At 53.9% G+C, this 16,307-nt stretch carries 9 protein-coding genes and 1 pseudogene; 2 read left to right on the plus strand and 8 right to left on the minus strand.

From position 1 onward, the window contains the following. Positions 1 to 4,094, plus strand: a 4,094-nt coding sequence (locus JWG43_RS16365; protein ID WP_205244023.1) for a PAS domain S-box protein, incomplete at its 5' end; no start/stop codon positions are given. Between the two features lie 19 nt (positions 4,095 to 4,113). After that, a pseudogene (locus JWG43_RS20090) lies at positions 4,114 to 4,275 on the plus strand (Fic family protein); the annotation flags it as partial. Here JWG43_RS20090 and JWG43_RS16370 read toward each other — a convergent pair. The 8 genes from JWG43_RS16370 to pglX all read right to left on the minus strand — a co-directional run bounded on the left by JWG43_RS16370 (position 4,251) and on the right by pglX (position 15,988). Next, positions 4,251 to 4,535 (minus strand): hypothetical protein, encoded by a 285-nt coding sequence (locus JWG43_RS16370; RefSeq protein ID WP_205244024.1) that lies wholly within the window; start codon positions 4,533 to 4,535, stop codon positions 4,251 to 4,253. The pseudogene JWG43_RS20090 and the gene JWG43_RS16370 overlap by 25 nt on opposite strands. A gap of 59 nt (positions 4,536 to 4,594) precedes the next feature. Further along, positions 4,595 to 5,149: a metal-independent carbonic anhydrase family protein gene (locus JWG43_RS16375; protein ID WP_205244025.1), complete on the minus strand. Its 555-nt coding sequence runs from the start codon at positions 5,147 to 5,149 to the stop codon at positions 4,595 to 4,597. A gap of 452 nt (positions 5,150 to 5,601) precedes the next feature. After that, positions 5,602 to 7,269, minus strand: a complete 1,668-nt coding sequence (locus JWG43_RS16380) for an AIPR family protein (protein ID WP_205244026.1) — start codon at positions 7,267 to 7,269, stop codon at positions 5,602 to 5,604. Between the two features lie 32 nt (positions 7,270 to 7,301). Beyond that, entirely contained in the window at positions 7,302 to 7,520 is a 219-nt protein-coding gene (locus JWG43_RS16385) for a hypothetical protein (RefSeq protein WP_205244027.1), read from the minus strand. Between the two features lie 7 nt (positions 7,521 to 7,527). Next, positions 7,528 to 7,770, minus strand: a complete 243-nt coding sequence (locus JWG43_RS16390; protein WP_205244028.1) for a hypothetical protein — start codon at positions 7,768 to 7,770, stop codon at positions 7,528 to 7,530. 48 nt (positions 7,771 to 7,818) lie between these two features. Next, on the minus strand, positions 7,819 to 9,918 hold the full coding sequence (brxL, locus tag JWG43_RS16395) for a BREX system Lon protease-like protein BrxL (RefSeq protein ID WP_205244029.1): 2,100 nt from the start codon (positions 9,916 to 9,918) through the stop codon (positions 7,819 to 7,821). Beyond that, positions 9,915 to 12,434, minus strand: a complete 2,520-nt coding sequence (locus JWG43_RS16400; RefSeq protein WP_205244030.1) for a PglZ domain-containing protein — start codon at positions 12,432 to 12,434, stop codon at positions 9,915 to 9,917. Before JWG43_RS16400 ends, brxL begins: the two co-directional genes overlap by 4 nt. A 110-nt stretch (positions 12,435 to 12,544) precedes the next feature. Continuing rightward, complete coding sequence (gene pglX / locus JWG43_RS16405; protein ID WP_205244031.1) at positions 12,545 to 15,988, minus strand: BREX-1 system adenine-specific DNA-methyltransferase PglX; 3,444 nt, start codon at positions 15,986 to 15,988, stop codon at positions 12,545 to 12,547. Positions 15,989 to 16,307: the final 319 nt, after the last annotated feature.

Here is a 16,307-nt window from a genome sequence, read left to right on the forward strand (position 1 = left end):
TGGGAACCGTTCTCATTTTTAGCGCGTTAAAGCTAAAAACCAACACCAGAAAGAAAACCATTCTCATTAGCGATGACCCCGCCGAGGCGCCGTTGGGTAAAAAATGGGGGTTTTCTTTCAGGCACTACGTAAACCGGTTCTTTGCCGACATCCATGGGTACAATCCCGAGGAATTAACTGGACGCCATTATTCCGTGTTGCACACCCGGGAACAAATGGCAGCGGCTGAACGTCTCGTTGCCTCCATGATTCGGGATGGATATTTCGCAACCACAACCGTCTGGCATTGCCACCAGGATGGCACGGAGTTTCCCATGCTGATGAGCGGTATCCTTATCAAAGACGATCACGGCATCCCGCAATGCATCGCCACCTCAGCTATCGATATATCCGCTCAGTACCAGGCGGAGAAGGCCTTGCGGGAGAGCGAGGAGCGCTTCAGGTTTCTCGTCGATAATTCCAGTGATCTGATCTGGAAATTGAAACCGGATGGTATCTTCTCCTATGTCGCTCCTTCGTGGAAAGAGACGCTTGGCTATGACCCGGCATTTATGGAAGACCAGGCGTTGCAACCTTTTGTCCATCCAGATGATGTGAGTAAGTGTGAACAGTACATTTCAAGGGTTCTTGATGCCGGAAAAACACTACCTGGCCCTCAATACCGAGTCAAACATGCAGATGGGACTTGGCGATGGCATGAAGGCAACATCACGCCAGTATTTGGTGAGGACGGCAGGTGTTTGAATTTCGTCGGCGTATCACGAGATATCACCGAGCGGAAGCAAACGGAAGCACAACTTGAGGAAAGAACATATCTCCTGGAAAACATAACCAACAATATGTTTGACATGGTTTCCATGACCGATTTTGCTGGAATCTTCACCTATGTTGGCCCTTCCCATCGAATTCTCGGGTTTACGCCGGAACAACTCCTTGGCACAAGCGTCTTTGAGTATGTCCACCCTGACGATGCCGCGTATATCTCAGCTGAATTCACAGAGTTTGTCTCCCATCCATTCCCCGATAAAACGCGGACTGTCGAATACCGCCAGCGTTGCAAGGATGGCTCCTATCTCTGGCTGGAGACAATGGGCAAAATACTGTTCGATGACAACGGATCCCCTTCGTCGCTGTTCTTCAGCAGCCGGAATGTGACCGAGCGTAAGCAGACGGAAGAGGCGTTGCGGCACTCGAATGAATTGATGCAATACATTATCGAACATACCAACAGCGCCGTTGCCGTGCATGACCTCGACCTGCGCTATTTGTATGTCAGTGATCGCTATCTGAGAGACTTCAGGGTTCACGAGCAAAACATTATCGGAAAGCATCATTACGATGTCTTTCCCGACCTGCCGGAAAAGTGGCGCGAAGTCCATCGCAAGGCCCTCGCGGGGGAAGTCAGCAGCTCGGAACGAGACCCGTATGAACGTGCCGACGGCACGGTCGATTGGTCACGCTGGGCGTGTCGGCCCTGGTATGACGCGAACGGATTGATCGGTGGGATTATTGTGTATACCGAGATCATAACGGAACGCGTTCAAGCCGAGGCGGAGTTGCGGGAGAGCGAGGATAAATTCCGACAGATCAGTCAAAACGTTGGCGAAGTGTTCTGGCTGCGCAGTGCTGATAACAGCCAAATGCTGTACATCAACCCTGCGTACGAGAAAATATGGGGACGTACCTGTCAGAGTTTGTACGAAAACCCCCAGTCCTTTATTGATTCTGTTCATGAAGAGGACAAACCGGCTGTATTTGCCGAGTACGCAAGATATTCCAATACTGGAAAATTCAACCTTGAATACCGAATAGTCAGACCCGATGGTGAAATTCGATGGGTCCAAGAACAATCATTCTTGGTGACAAACCCAGAAAAACAAGTTGTCGGGCATACTGGCATTGCCGTTGACATCACCGAGCGTAAACGGCTGGAGAATGCGCTCCGGGAAAGTGAAGCCTCCATCCGCAACAAACTCAAGGCCATTCTTGAACCGGAAAGCGATCTCGGCTCCCTGGAACTGGCGGATATTATCGATGGACCCACTGTGCAGGCCCTGCTTGAGACTTTTCATCGAATCACCGGCCTGGGAAGCGCCATCGTGGACACCAACGGCAAGGTACTGGTGGGCGTCGGTTGGCAGGATATCTGTACAAAATTCCATCGCCGCCACCATGAGACGCTGCGGAACTGCCAGGAGAGCGATACTGTTCTGGCCTGTGACATAACACCGGGAACCTTCAAATCCTACCTGTGCAAGAACGGCATGAACGATATGGCCTCGCCCATCGAGGTATCCGGCCGCCACCTGGGCAACATATTTTTAGGGCAATTCTTCTATGGCGACGAGGAACCGGATGTGGAGCGTTTTCGCGAGCAGGCCCGTTGCTGCGGATTCGACCAAGAGGAATACCTCGCCGCTCTCGACAGGGTTCCCCGCTACGACCGGGAGACAGCCTGGGATGTCATGGCCTTCTACTCCAGACTGGCCACCATGATCTCTTCGTTGAGTTTCAGCACGGTCAAACTGGCCCGTGCACTTGAGCGACAACGGCAAACCGAGTTGCAACTGCGACTGCAATCGCTGGTGCTCAATCAGATCCAGGACCGGGTGACGGTGACCGACCTCGACGGTGTCATCACTTATGTCAATGAGTCTGTAGTTCAGGCACTGGGGTACTCCCGCGAGGAAATCATTGGCGCCTCGATCGATAAGTATGCAGATAATCCCGATCAAGGGGCTACTCAACAGGAGATTCTTGAACAGACTCTCAAATACGGGTCCTGGCGGGGGGAGGTGGTCAACAGAACTGCTGATGGTCAGGAGGTCCTCATGGACTGTCGAACCCAGACAGTTCTGGACGAGCAGGGAACCATGGTGGCCTTGGCTGGAATTTCCACGGATATCACCGAGCGTAAGCGGGTTGAAAAGGAACATGCAGAGCTCCAGGAACAGCTCCTTCAGGCACAAAAAATGGAAACGGTCGGTCGGCTGGCCGGAGGGGTGGCGCACGATTTCAACAACATGCTGGGCGTGATCATCGGGTATGCGGAAATGGCTTTGGAGCAGGTGGCACCCGACCAGCCGATGCACAAAGCCCTGCACGGCATCCAGCAGGCGGCCCAGCGCTCCGCCGACCTGACCCGCCAGTTGCTGGCGTTTGCCCGCAAACAGACCATTGCCCCCAGGATAATCGATCTCAACGAAACCGTGGAAGGGGTACTCAAGATGCTACGCCGGCTCATCGGCGAAAACATCGACTTGATCTGGCTACCCGGTCGCAACCTTCGCCCGGTGAACATGGATCCTTCCCAGATCGACCAGATCCTGGCCAACCTCTGCGTCAACGCCCGGGATGCCATCGAGGGTCCGGGCAAGGTCACCATTGAGACGGGGATGGCTTCGCTCGACGAGGCCTGGTGCGCTGTGCACACCGGGGCCGCCCCGGGCAGGTACCTGCTGCTGGCGGTCAGTGACAACGGCCACGGGATGGACCGGGAGACCATCAGCCATATATTCGAGCCTTTTTTCACCACCAAGGAGCAGGGCCAGGGCACCGGTCTCGGCCTGGCCTCGGTCTACGGCGCCGTCACCCAGAACAAAGGGTTCATCACCGTGTACAGCGAACCAGGCCAGGGAACGACCTTCAGGATCTACCTGCCGCCGCATGTCATCACCACGGAACCCCTGCCGGCACAGGATCGGGTTGGGGCAGCGGCACGCGGCCATGAAACCATATTGCTGGTGGAGGACGAACCAAACATCCTGGAAATGACCACCATGATGCTCGAACGTCAGGGGTACACCGTGGTGGCGGCCGGCACACCGGGCGAGGCCATCCGTTTGGCACAAGAGTACCCAGGCCGTATCGACCTGCTCATCACCGACGTGATCATGCCGGAGATGAACGGCCTCGACCTGGCAGGGAACATCTTGACAGTCTATCCCGATGTGCAATGCCTGTTCATGTCCGGCTATACCGCGAGCGTCATCGCCCGCCATGGCGTCCTGGACAAGGAGGTCAACTTCATCCAGAAACCCTTCACCAAAAACGACTTGACCACCAAAGTGCGGGAGGTCCTGGATCAGAGGTAAAGATCATTTGTCCGACGGGGACAAGTATTTCCGGAGCGCATATCTACTGCCGGCCCTTGAAGCCGGGTTCATCGAAATGACCATTCCGGACAAACCCCGCAGCAGCAAACAACGGTATCGCCTGACCGAACAAGGACGCACCCTGCTGGAGTCGCTTCAGCCGAAAGGATCCAGGCAATGACCTCCCCCTGCCGACAACAGCCAGCATATTCCAAGGGAGTATTCCATAACCTTTGATAAACCGACCCGTAACCGTCTGGCCGCCTTTGTCGCCGAGGCCCAGGCCTGATCACCGACGAGTTCACCCAGCAGTTCCAGAGCCTCTACGGCATCAGCGATGCCAGCCTCACCGAGCTTGCGCAACTCAGCCATCTCGACGATGCCGGATTGGCGGTTGCCGGCCTGTTGCGGGAACGAATCGATTACCTGGTCAAGACCCATCCGCAGGACAAGCTTGCTCAGCCCCGACCTGCCCCTCGTGTGCGTCTGGCACAACAGGATTATGGTTCAATATACTCCAAGGAAGAATGATGCAGAATGATTCGCAGATTTCCATCGTCATCCTTTACAAAACCCCAGGTCTTATCCACGGTTGTGACATTGCCGTCCTGGTCCGTGAAGTGCACCTTCCCCATCGTGCTCGCGCTATTCCCGGCAATAAAGAAGGCTGCATTCTCTGCCTCGCACTTTGTCCAGCCTTTCAGCGCAAAGCCGCTGTCATTGGGAAATGTTGAGTCACCACCAACGAAATACGACAAGGCGCCAGCCGGTGTCGTTCGAAAAGTCTGCGGGGTTGTGGTTAATGTGGGTTTAAACAGGACTGCGCCCATCTGGTAGCCATACGCTTCGTCAATAACCCGCTCAGCCAGTGCCTTGGCGGCGGCGTGTCCACTTGCGGTGTGTGTACCGCTGATTTCAACCAGCGCTTCACACCAGCCCTGCTGGGCAGCCAGCAGTTCGTTTTCACTGATGGTTCGGTTGACAATTTCATGGGCCGAGACGGATGTACTTCCCGCAAAAAAGACAGCAATGGCAATTTTATAAGCTATTTTCATCGAGACCTCCTCATGATCCTGCTTTCATTTGCATCAATCATCTGATTATATCCCGCGCCGGCAGCAATGCAACATAGCGGAATTGCTCTCCGAGTGAAAGATCGTGGCACCCCGCCGACCGTACGGATATCACATTGACTGTTCAATTATTACATTAGATTTCTGCAGGTTACAATCATATTAACCCCTTCTTTCCTGGTTTATACAGACTGTATACAGCGGATCGAAAACCATCCATACCGCCTTGAACGCCTTTTCATCATAAAGAAGAGACCGTCTTCCCTGCTCATCAGGGAGGCAAATATTTGCCGTGTCAACCCCTTGTCTGGAACGAACAAAGTACACTCGAACATCCATGAATTGCGCAGCATCAACATATAATGAGGTCATCGAAATGTCCACCGCTCATCGGTTTCTCAAAAATTCATTCGCGTTCGTTTGTGATTCCATCTCTATTCATGCGATCCCAACATTTCAAGAAGATCGCCGCGCCTGAAGGTGGCAGAAAGTTGTTGGAGAGAAATTTCTCTATCACCGTAGCATTCCCTGAGGGCGACGGTGACTTCTTCGACTGCCCGTGCGTGGTAGTTTGTCTCGTTGTTTTGGAGGCGTTGCCGGAGTTCAGCAAAATTGCGATGCGAAACATCCTTGAGAGCTATCCCTTGGTCATGAAGCAGCTCTCGGCCAACGAGCATGGAGACATAGTGGGACGCGTAAGGCATGAAGGGAGGTGGCGTTTCAGCAGATGGTCGTTTCCTTTCGTTTTCCACATCTCTGAAAATCAGGACGGCTAGAATGGCCTGTGCTGCATTCAGTTCCCTGAAAATATCATCATAAAGCTTTCCGAAATGTTCTCTTCTTCGGAACTTGGCTTGATGCGGCTTTTCCCGCCATACCGCAAGTGTTGCTTCAGCCACGATCGAGCTTGTAATGACGCTTGAGCCAGCCCCACCTTCTTCTCGCTGACGCTTGTAGGTGAATCCCAGATCCTTCATTCCCAGTTCGAGATTCTTTTGAAACGCATCGTTCGAGCGAAGGTCACGAAGGTCCACCGGATTCTGGCTGTTGGTTGCGTAGGTAATATCGGTCACAAAGCCCTGATCATCATCAGCCAGCTCATAAATGCGCACCATGACATAGGTGTTCTGGTAATCGGCAAACAAATCCGGAGAATTCAGGGTCTGCTGAATGGTCTTGCAGGTCTGCCCGCCATTGATCACCTGCATATTCTCCAGCTTAAGCTGAAAATTAGCGCCTTGGAGTGCGTTATGACGGAAGCTCTTACAGATAATCGTGATGCCGTTATTAAAGAAATAGAAATTTTCCCGACTTTCCGGATTAACCAGCGTACGATGAATGTCCACATTCACCCGATTCTCGTTCAAGCCAAGGTAACGCCTGATGTTCCGTTGAAGGAGTTGATCGTGGTGCCGGTTGAACAACTCGGCGATCTCAGAAACCTGAACTTTGCCAATAACCACCCGACGGAAATTAAAATTCTCGAATACTGCATCACCTACCATCCGTAAGGTATCATCGACGGTTTTGGCTTTGCGAAGTATTTCAACAATGGAATTATGGTTGAAGTGGATCCAAAGCGTCTGCTTCTCTGGCAGCCCCGACTGATCAATCCATCGTTGCGCCTGTTCCGTCCACTTCGCACCGTTGTTGCACAATATCATCCGGACATTAGGGATATACCCATCCCGTACCAGCGAGCGAATCTCTTCCACCTTGGGTTTCAGCAGCGGATTGAGATTGATCTCTTTCGCCGGATCAAACAGCACCTGAACAGTATTAACCGCTTTCTGGACTCCATTCTCAGGGAAGTTGGCAGTACCATCGAGATTGTTGATCTTGTACTTCCCCTGGAATACCGTGACCAGGAATTCACCATCCTCCACTTCGCCAATGTGTAATCCATCGACACCGGCATCGTTTCCGCCCTCGGTTAGCAGCTCAACGGCATCTTCTTGCGGAATATCAAGACAGTTTGCCATACACAGCAGAACGAAGGCGGCTGATCTCTGCTTATTAGCATCACCTGCTGGTAACCAGTCGGAATGCTTCTCTAAAAGCCCTGTTAGCTGCTGATCAATAATGCTGGCGTTAATATCCATGGCTTATTTCCAGCTCTTATTTGAATTCGTGTTCATAAGGTCTTTTCACCTCCCATTCTTGTTACCGCCTGGTCGTACCACATGAGCAGATTGGGATCTTCTTCCAGGGTGTTGTTGGGGATCTTGTCAGCCGCGGCGACGATGACGGCGTAAACCAGCGACTGGTGCTCGACCGAGCGGATGTTCTTGCGAGTCGCCCCCTCGTGGGTGATTGTTTCGACGCTGAGTTTGGAATTGATTTTTGCGGCCATGGTTCATTTACTCTCCACGCAAATTTTCACGCGTCACAATCGCATTGAGCGCCAGGTTGATATGATAATTGGACCGGCTGATTTTCCGTTTCTCAAGGAAACCTCCCTCGGTCAGGGCGTTGAGATACTTGGTGGCCGTCACCCTGACCTCGAAATCGCTTTCGATCCGGTACACTTCAGTGAACTCGGCAAAGGTCCAGCGGTCGTAGTTGCCGAGATAATTTACTCCGGGAACCCAGTACGTTTCCATGGTGGATTTTTTTACCTTGGCATCAAATAATAGTGAACCAATAAATATTCACGAACCAACCCGGATCACATCCACATTCGTCTCCAGGCAGGGCCGGAGATCCAAATCATTGGCACCAACCTGTAACCAATCATCTGGCTTCTGGTAGATATCAAACCCCCGGCCGATTTTGATCTCCCATCCGTTGCTGAGCCGTACTACACGGTCGTGCAGAGTGGCGCTTTCCCGGATATCGAGTTCAACATCGTACAGCTTGAGACTGTCGACAATGGAGAGCAGTTTGGGCAGGGCCTCATCCTTCTCCAGCTGGGTGTCGAATTTAGTGATGAGTTGGATTTTTTTTGGTTTACTGATGCGGACCACCGTCTCGCAGAAGCGAAGAAAATTGATGATCTGGTGGTGCTGGCGAATATAGGGGTCTTCGATCACAATTTCCTCGCAGCCTGGCAGGTAGTCGCCGAAAATGCTTTCGTAGGAGAATCCTATCGCACCGTAATGAATGCGGTAGTGGCGCTCCTTGGGTTCATGGGCTGAGGGGACCGGTTCATCTTCCGGGGCGGCGGACGCGGTTTCCGGTTCCTCCTGGGGCGGTGCATCCACAGATGGGGCCGATGCTTGAGCCTCCGCCTGCGGATGTTCTTTTTCGCCTGTTTCCGCCTGTGGCCGGTTGGGGTGCTGGGTCGCGGCTGCCTCCCGTGATTCTTGACAGAACACGGTGATCAGGTTGCCGGTGACATCAAAATAGCCAAGGTTGATGCTGGCAAACTCGTCATCCGGTTTTTTCTTGTTCAACTGCTCTTTGACCCGTCTCCGCCCTTCAATGGCATACACCAGGTATTCATTTATTTCTTCCTGAGTGGGATCGCAGCCAGGATGAAGCATCTTGACGAAAGCGCATACGGTCTTGAGTACAGCGGTCTGATCACGTTGATCATACCCCGGGCCAAGTTTGCATTGCGCCTTAACCTGGGCAAATCGGTTGGTCTTGCGGGCGAGATGATGAAAGGCCTCGGCCAGATATTCGATGATCAGGCCGTAATTTCGGGTCAGGTTCTCGTCCTTGTTCTTGGGGATCTCCCAACCGGGCACAAAGGTATGGAAGCGGTCCAGGATGGCCAGGTCAAACACCGGATGCAGGGGCTTGAACAGGGTGTGCTCCGGTGAATTGACAATCGCCTCCACCGAGTCGTCGATATTACCGACAAAGGCCAGGCTGGCATTGGCGGTCACCGTGGTCGAACGGGTGAAGTTGCCGTTGGCCATGTACTGTTTCATGATCTGAAAGGTCTCCTTGTCGCGGACCACCACGCCCTCGCCGACCTCGTCAAAGGCGACCACATCCCAGAAGCCGATCAAGCCCACCTGATTGCGGCGGTTGTTCCACCAAAGGGTGGCAGCGGAGGTGGGAGCCCCCAGCAGGGTTGCGTAGGGGGAGAATTCGCTGAAGGTATAGGACTTGCCATTACCGCGCGGCCCCAACTCGATGAAGTTGAAGTTGGATTCCACCAGCGGCGCCAGCCGGGCCAGGTAATGGAATTTCAACCGCTGGCTCATCCAGCTGGGCTCCAGGCCAAAGGAGCGGATCAGCACATCGAGCCACTCGTCACGGGTAAATTGCCGGCGTCCTTCGGCAAAGGCTTCGAAATCGAATCTGGAAAGCTGGATCGGCTTCAACTTCTCAATGTAAAAAGCATAATCGTCGTCTTCCACATCATTGTGGGCCACGGTGCATTCCGCCCAGATACCGCCTTCAAAAATACGCTCGTTTTCCATCTTGTAGAAACGATCATTGATGGCAATACGGGAGGAATTAAAGTTCTCCATTCGTGCCCAGGGTCGTTTTTCCTTCTCAAAGTATTTGACGTGGATTTTGTCGATGAAGGTGTGTTTACCCTTTTGCTGCACCATAATCTGGGCCTTGTTGCTCTCATCCGGGCGGACATAGTTCTTCTGGATGGTTTCCAGTACAGCCTCCATGCCATCCTGAATCTCTCGCGGATCATCGCTGGCACAGTAACGGGCCAGGAGAAACTCGAGCACGAACGACGGCACATTGGTCCCCTTTTTGACATGGAGCAGCAGGTCTTTGCGGACGACCTTACCTAAAAACACCTCATTGAGTTTGCGATCCAGATCGACGGCGGTCATTCAAGATACCCTGTTTTGAGATTGAGACTGACATGCTGCAGGCTGGTGGCTGGGTCAAGAATACGAATTGTAAAACTGCCGGAGAATTCATCGTCCATTCGCAGACCAAAGGAGATGGCGCTGCCGGATTTAATGCGGACGCAGCCGGTGGCCGGATTGACTGTCTGCCCGGAGCCGACGCTGCCGACCATTGCCTTGTGAACGTCTACCACCTCGACCGCCACCTCGATCTCGTTTTCCTGGCCAGGGAGAACCGCCTGCGGCCACGCCAGGTCGAGCACCGGCCGACGGGAGGTGATTTTGTCAATCTTGCCTTGGCGGTAGGTCAGGGTCAGCGCGACCGGCACCTGTTTTTTCCCGCCCTTCGCGGAGGGTTGCAACTCCACAGTCAAGCAAGGCAACACGCATTCCTGCAGCGACAATCCTTCATGGTAAAACATCTGTCCCCGGCTATAGGGGACCAGAGCCCGCGGCACTGCATAGTGTGCAAAGGTTCCGGGGATGCCGACATCAGTCCGTTTCAACACAAGATTGGCACCATCTTCCTCGCCTTCGCCGAGCAGGCAGCGGGATTTTTCCACCAGCCAGCGCCCCTCAGGCTTGGGCGCAACGTTGCCGGCCTCCTGTTCAGGGAAGAGAATGAAACCGTGGTCAGTGGCGATCACCGCCTTGGTGAACCCCAGGTCGGCCACCTTGTTCAGACCCCGCAGGATCTGGCGCAATAGCCCAGGGATCATCTGCAGGGCCTGGGAGGGGCTGCCATGGGCAATGGTATCGATGTCCCGGGTGCGCACTAAGAGCAGGCGCACCGGGGCCGGCAGTTTGATCTTCTTTTTACGCAGCAAGTCCTCCAATTCGATATCCATGCACTGGTCGCCCTTGATTGATTTGAGGTATTCCAGGCGGGTCACCGGGTTGATGGCCGGATTGTGATTCAGGGTGGTGACCAGCTTGCCGCCCTTTTCCACCATGTTCAGTGCGGTCTCGGCATCGGGCATCAGGCTGGCCATACCCACCTCGGTGTAGGTTGGCAATTGGGCACAGACGGTGTGCAGGGTCGACGGCTGTTTGTCGGATAGCTGCTTCTCCAACTCGACCCCCAGTTCAAAACGCAGGGAATCGACCAGGAAATAGGCTACGTTTTCGCCCTGATCCAGGGCAGGAGTCACGAGTCGGTTGAAGAGCTGGTTGTTGCGGAGGATCCGCCCACTGCTTACCGGCCAACCCTCATCTGCCGCCAGGCGGATGAATTCTGCCTGCAGGGCAGCCACCGAGCGGCTAAACTCCCTGCGCGCTCGCTGCACCAGATTCTCCAGGCCGTCATGGTCTTCCGGGCATTGCAGGGCTGCCTGCTCCATCTCCCGGTGGTGCCGATCCAAATCGCGCCAGGTCAGAGCATACCCATGGACAATAGTTTCCAGGGTGGGATATTTCGGCGTGCTGAGCCGGTCGGCAATGTCGAGAAGTTCAAGTGCCCTGTTCGCCAGCAGCCATTCCGCCAGGCGCTCCTCCTGGCTGAGCCAGATGGATTTTTGCCGACTCTTGGCAATCTTTCTGGCGCCATCAAGATCCCCATCAAGCGCTTTATCGACCATGCGCTGAAGGAAGATGCGCTCTGCAAAGGAAAAGGTGTCCCGCTCACCCAGCCGGGTGATGACACTGGTGCAGGCGGCTAATTGCAACCGTTCCTCAACCTCCAGAGCCTGATCGAAATAGAGTTGTATATGGTCCTGATGCTTGCGCAGCTCGTTGCAGACCTCGTACGCCAGATTCCTGGCCTCATCGCCGACCCTGGGCACCGTGGTCAATTCGGGGGGCATCTCCTCCCCCGAATCGAAAAAGAACTCGCTGAACAGCACCACCTGCCATAGTTCGTCGGCGATGGACTGACGGGTCTGGCCCCTGGTCTTGAGCTTATGACCCAAACTGCGCTGGCAGTATTCCCGGAATTCGCCGACCCAGGTGGGGTCGTTTTTCAAAGCCGCTTCCTGCCGCCCGTTGGGTGCCAGTACCCCGAGCAGGATTTCCCTGGCCGATCCGGCACGGAGCAAAGTTTTCAATGTTGGCCAGGAGCCACCCTTATCCAGGGCATCGATCAATTCGAAACTCGGTTCTCCTTGTGCAAAGAGCCGGTTGATCTCCGGTACATGATCCGGTTTGGCCAGGCGACAGATCGAAGCGTAATCATCGCCGTCCCCCTGGGGAAAGACCGCGCCGATGGATGCAAACACGGCAAAGGGGTCACTCTGGCTGGCTGTGACATCCTGGGGCGGTCGAGCCGGTATCCAGATTACCAGATGATGGATCTGGCCCTCGGCCAGTTCGTTCAGGGCCTCGGTGGCCAGTTCCCGTTGTTCAATCACCGACAGAGAGGCATCGATGACCCGGCACTGGTCCGTGGCCAGACCCAAGGCAATATCGCGATAGCGGCGCGTAGGGTCATAGATGACCAGGGCTGCATGTTCCTGCAGCCGGCGGGCAAAGACCTGGTTGTGGATATAGTCGCGGAGGGTCATGGTGTGCTCATCTGTTCGTATTTAAAACATTTTGTTCGCGGGCATGGCCCGCTCCTACCCCCAGTGTACGTTGGGGAGCCGTAGGAGCGGGCCATGCCCGCGATATGCACTTATTTCGCCTTTTTCCGACCTCGTTTTGCCTTGGGTTTGGGCGGTTCAACCTGGCAGAGGTGCTCCAGTCCGTGGGCAATGGCAATGGAGCGGTCTTTTTTGCAGACCTCCTCCACCCGTTTGGGCCAGATGCTATAGGCCAGGTGCGCCCAGTCGTAGTCTCCTTTTTCCAGCTTGTCCCAGCAGGCCTTCAGATCCTTCTGCCATTTGGGTAGACGGAACAGTCGCCACAGTGGCGCAGCAGTGATGAGTACCCCGTCGTTGAGGTTGGGCTGCCAGGGCAGTTTGATGATTCGCTCGATCTCGGCGCGGAAGACGAGCAGTTCCCCCTCCAGTTCAAGCAGCTCTTCCAGCCGGCTACGGTTGCTGTTCGATTCGCGCAACAGGATGATCTCGGCCCGCACATCCTTGATCTTGGGATCGACAAAATCGGCCAGGGCGGTGTGCAGGGTCTGGTCGTTGAGGCGGTGGTAGTAGATCCACAGGGTATAGGAGCCCTTGGCCGTGGAGAGCGGCCAGTAGATGGGCGCTTGACGACGGCTTTTGGAGTAGCGTTTGAGGTGGTCGGCAAAAAAACCGGAGGGTTTACGGAAATAGTCGCGCAGGGATTTGACGTTGAGGATCTCGCAGGCTTCTTGTTCGATGGCTTCCCAGCGTTCTTTCCAGATCACCTTTAACGCATCTTGGACACGGGCGATGATATCAACAGGGTGGCTCTCGTCCTCCACCAGTATCCCGCTCCAGGAAATGCTCATCGGGTAATCGACCGGTACGTCCTTCAGTTCAGCGGGTAGCCCTATTGTACTCTGAAGCATACCGGGCGGACAAACGGGAAGTGGTTCGAAGGGATCTGGCAATGGAGGCGGTTGACGCTCTCCGTTGGCGTAACGAATGTCCCAGCGTCCGAAGGCGATGCCCAGGAGGTATGAAAGATGCGCTTCTTCCTGTGCGGTCTGGGAGTAATCGAGGACGAAATCAGAGTCAGCCTCATCGGCCTCTTCTTCAATTCCTGCGTTGAGACCCTCATCATCCGTGTCGATAGCTCCACCATTTTTTTGATAGGCAATTGCTTCGAGAAGATCTCGCTCGACAGCTCGGGCTTGTTCCTCGCTGAACCTGAATGCGTTGGCGACCATCTTTTCGGTCTCGGCGTCGAGCAGGGATTCGGGGTTGAAAGCCAACGATTTTCCACCATAGGAGAAATCATGGATCTTGCCGGGAAGAAGAAACTCGTGAAAGGGTTCGTGATTTTGGTAAGCGAGTCGACGCTGTTCGACTTCGCGTGAGATCAATTGCTCGAAATGGGCCTTGCCGCCATCGGGTAATCGAGGCCAAGGCAATGCCTTCAGCGTATCGACCAAATAGTTTGGGCGTTGCCAGAACTCCGCATAGAATCGTAAGAATGCCGAAACCAACCGTGAGGCGCAAACGCCCAATGCTTCGGCCTGTATGCCGTGGTCGGGAAATGCCATGTAGCGGCTGACCGAGGGGATACAATTGCTGGGAATCACATACGGATAGAATCGAACTGCTCGACGCGTCCAACTGAATCCGGGACGGTGATACATAATTGTGCTACGAAGCGCAGACTTCAACTTACCTTTGTCATTTTTGAAATTGCGGAGTTCTACCCCATCTTGAGCATAATTTAGTTTTAAAGTAATTGGTGAATACCATGGTTGTGATGCCCCCGATTTTACATGAAACGCCCATAACGGCACACCCTTTTTCCGACGCTCGAAGTAAGCTTGAACAATGGGATCGTCGAAACTACAAAAAGGATCCCCGTTGCTTGGATAGTAGCAGAACAATGTATTTTCATACCCAACTTCCCAAGTGGTTCTTACATAGCGAGGATCATCTCCAGTCTGTAAACCTACTCGGACTAGTCCCACGTCTGGCTCAAAACTTGAACCGGTATTAAACTGCTGGATCGTCTCGTTGTCGATCCAGTACACAAAAGGAGAGTCAGGTAACAGATCGAAGGTTTGTTGATAAGCAAGGAACAATCTGGACTCGGGCTTACCCGTTTGGTGTGCTGCTAAACAGACTTCAAGTGCTCGTTGCCGGTCAGTATCAGCAATGGCACGAAAGACCGTCATGTTCGATGTAGGAAGAGTATTTTCAAGGACATAAGCAGCAGCCTCGACCATCGCATCGTCCATGACACCTTGGCCGAGGTCCGCGATGACCCGAACGGCAGACTTTTTCAATATCACATTGTGTCGCCAGTCTGTGAATGACGTGAGAAAAAAACAGGTCCGTGATGTAATGGCGCCTAAGCGACCTTTGTTGTACAGCCGATTGAGAAATCGTTCGACGAAAGCACCAAGGATGTCGTTGGAGCTATTGGGATAGTTAATTTTTGATTGTGCTGTCCAGAGTTTTGAGAAACTGCCAAATGGCGGATTCATCACGACCGCGTCATAGTGTTTACGGATCAGATCGATGAAAGCAAACCCCCTCGCAGCATCCTCAGCAAAGAGGCGCCGTTGGTAGCCGTCAGATTCAGCCCGCTCTGCATAGGTCGGCAATGCTGCATAAATCCGTTCCTCCGCCGTCTCCCAGAACCCCACTTCCGAAATTCCCGAAAGATCCAACCGTAATTGCTCTGGTTTCTTGGGCATGGCTTCAGCAAACAGGTAGCCCGGCTTATACTGCGGGCCTTTCTGCCACACCCCTTTTGCTTCGCGTACCGCCTCGCTTATCTCCTCCTCAATCTTGAGCAGCGAACCCGCTTCACCGGCCAGGGTCATCCGGTCAAAGACCCGTTCTAGCAAAAAGGTAAAGGCTGGTTGCTCCTCTGGGGTGAACTGGGAGGCGATGAACTCGCGCAACATTGTCTTGTCCCCCGGCATGGACTCGGCGCAGACGATGTTAGAGCGGCGAATCTGGGGGCGTTTTTGTGCCGGCAACCGCTGCTGCTGCCAACTGCGCTGGGCCCGTAGCCACAGGGACAGGCCGGCAATCTGCACCGCACGCGGATCGATGTCGATGCCGTGGATGTTGTGCTCGATAATCAGGCGCGGGATTTCGCGTAGCAGGGAATTTCGGTCCGGAAAATCAGCGCGCAGAGATTCCATGCCCCGGTCCCAGGCCTCTTCGTAGATCACCTCGTAGAGGTCAAAGGCATAGAGGCCAAAGTGCATGGAGCCGCAGGCCGGGTCGAGCATGCGCAGCTCTCGCGGGTCCTTTTCCGGACGAGGGGGAATGAAAACCGGTTGAGACAGGAGTTCTTCCTGAGGCAATCCATCGGTTTCACGCGTCAGTTGATAGCGCAATGCTTCAAACAATGTGGAGATTTCCTGCCAGTCCTTCCCTTCGGGTGTACCGCCATCATTACGCCACCGCCTCTGCATGAAAAAGAGGCAACACCACAATTCTGCTGCATCACCGTTCCATTTTCCAGTTTTCCTGTATTCCTGGGTTTTGGCATGTGCCAAATCTCCGCACTCACCCAAGTCGAGGCTTTGAGACAAGTGATAGCCATCGACAGCTAAGGCCAGGCACTGCAAGTCGTCCCAGGTGATCTCGCCAATATTTACCAGACCGCTGAAGTTGCCAACACAGGCATCCAGAATGGCCTGTTGCGCGGAAGAGCCAAAATTTTTTGAACCAAGGAGAAAAACTTCCTTAGGAGTCTAGTAAAAATAACTTGAACACTATGGGTTTTGTTTAGGAGCAATCATGTAGTTCCACTCGCCGTGAAACTCATCACGAATGAGCGCGAGTTGTTCCATGTCTTTGTCGGGCACCTTAATA

This window comes from Desulfobulbus alkaliphilus, assembly GCF_016918545.1.
GTDB lineage: Bacteria > Desulfobacterota > Desulfobulbia > Desulfobulbales > Desulfobulbaceae > Desulfobulbus > Desulfobulbus alkaliphilus.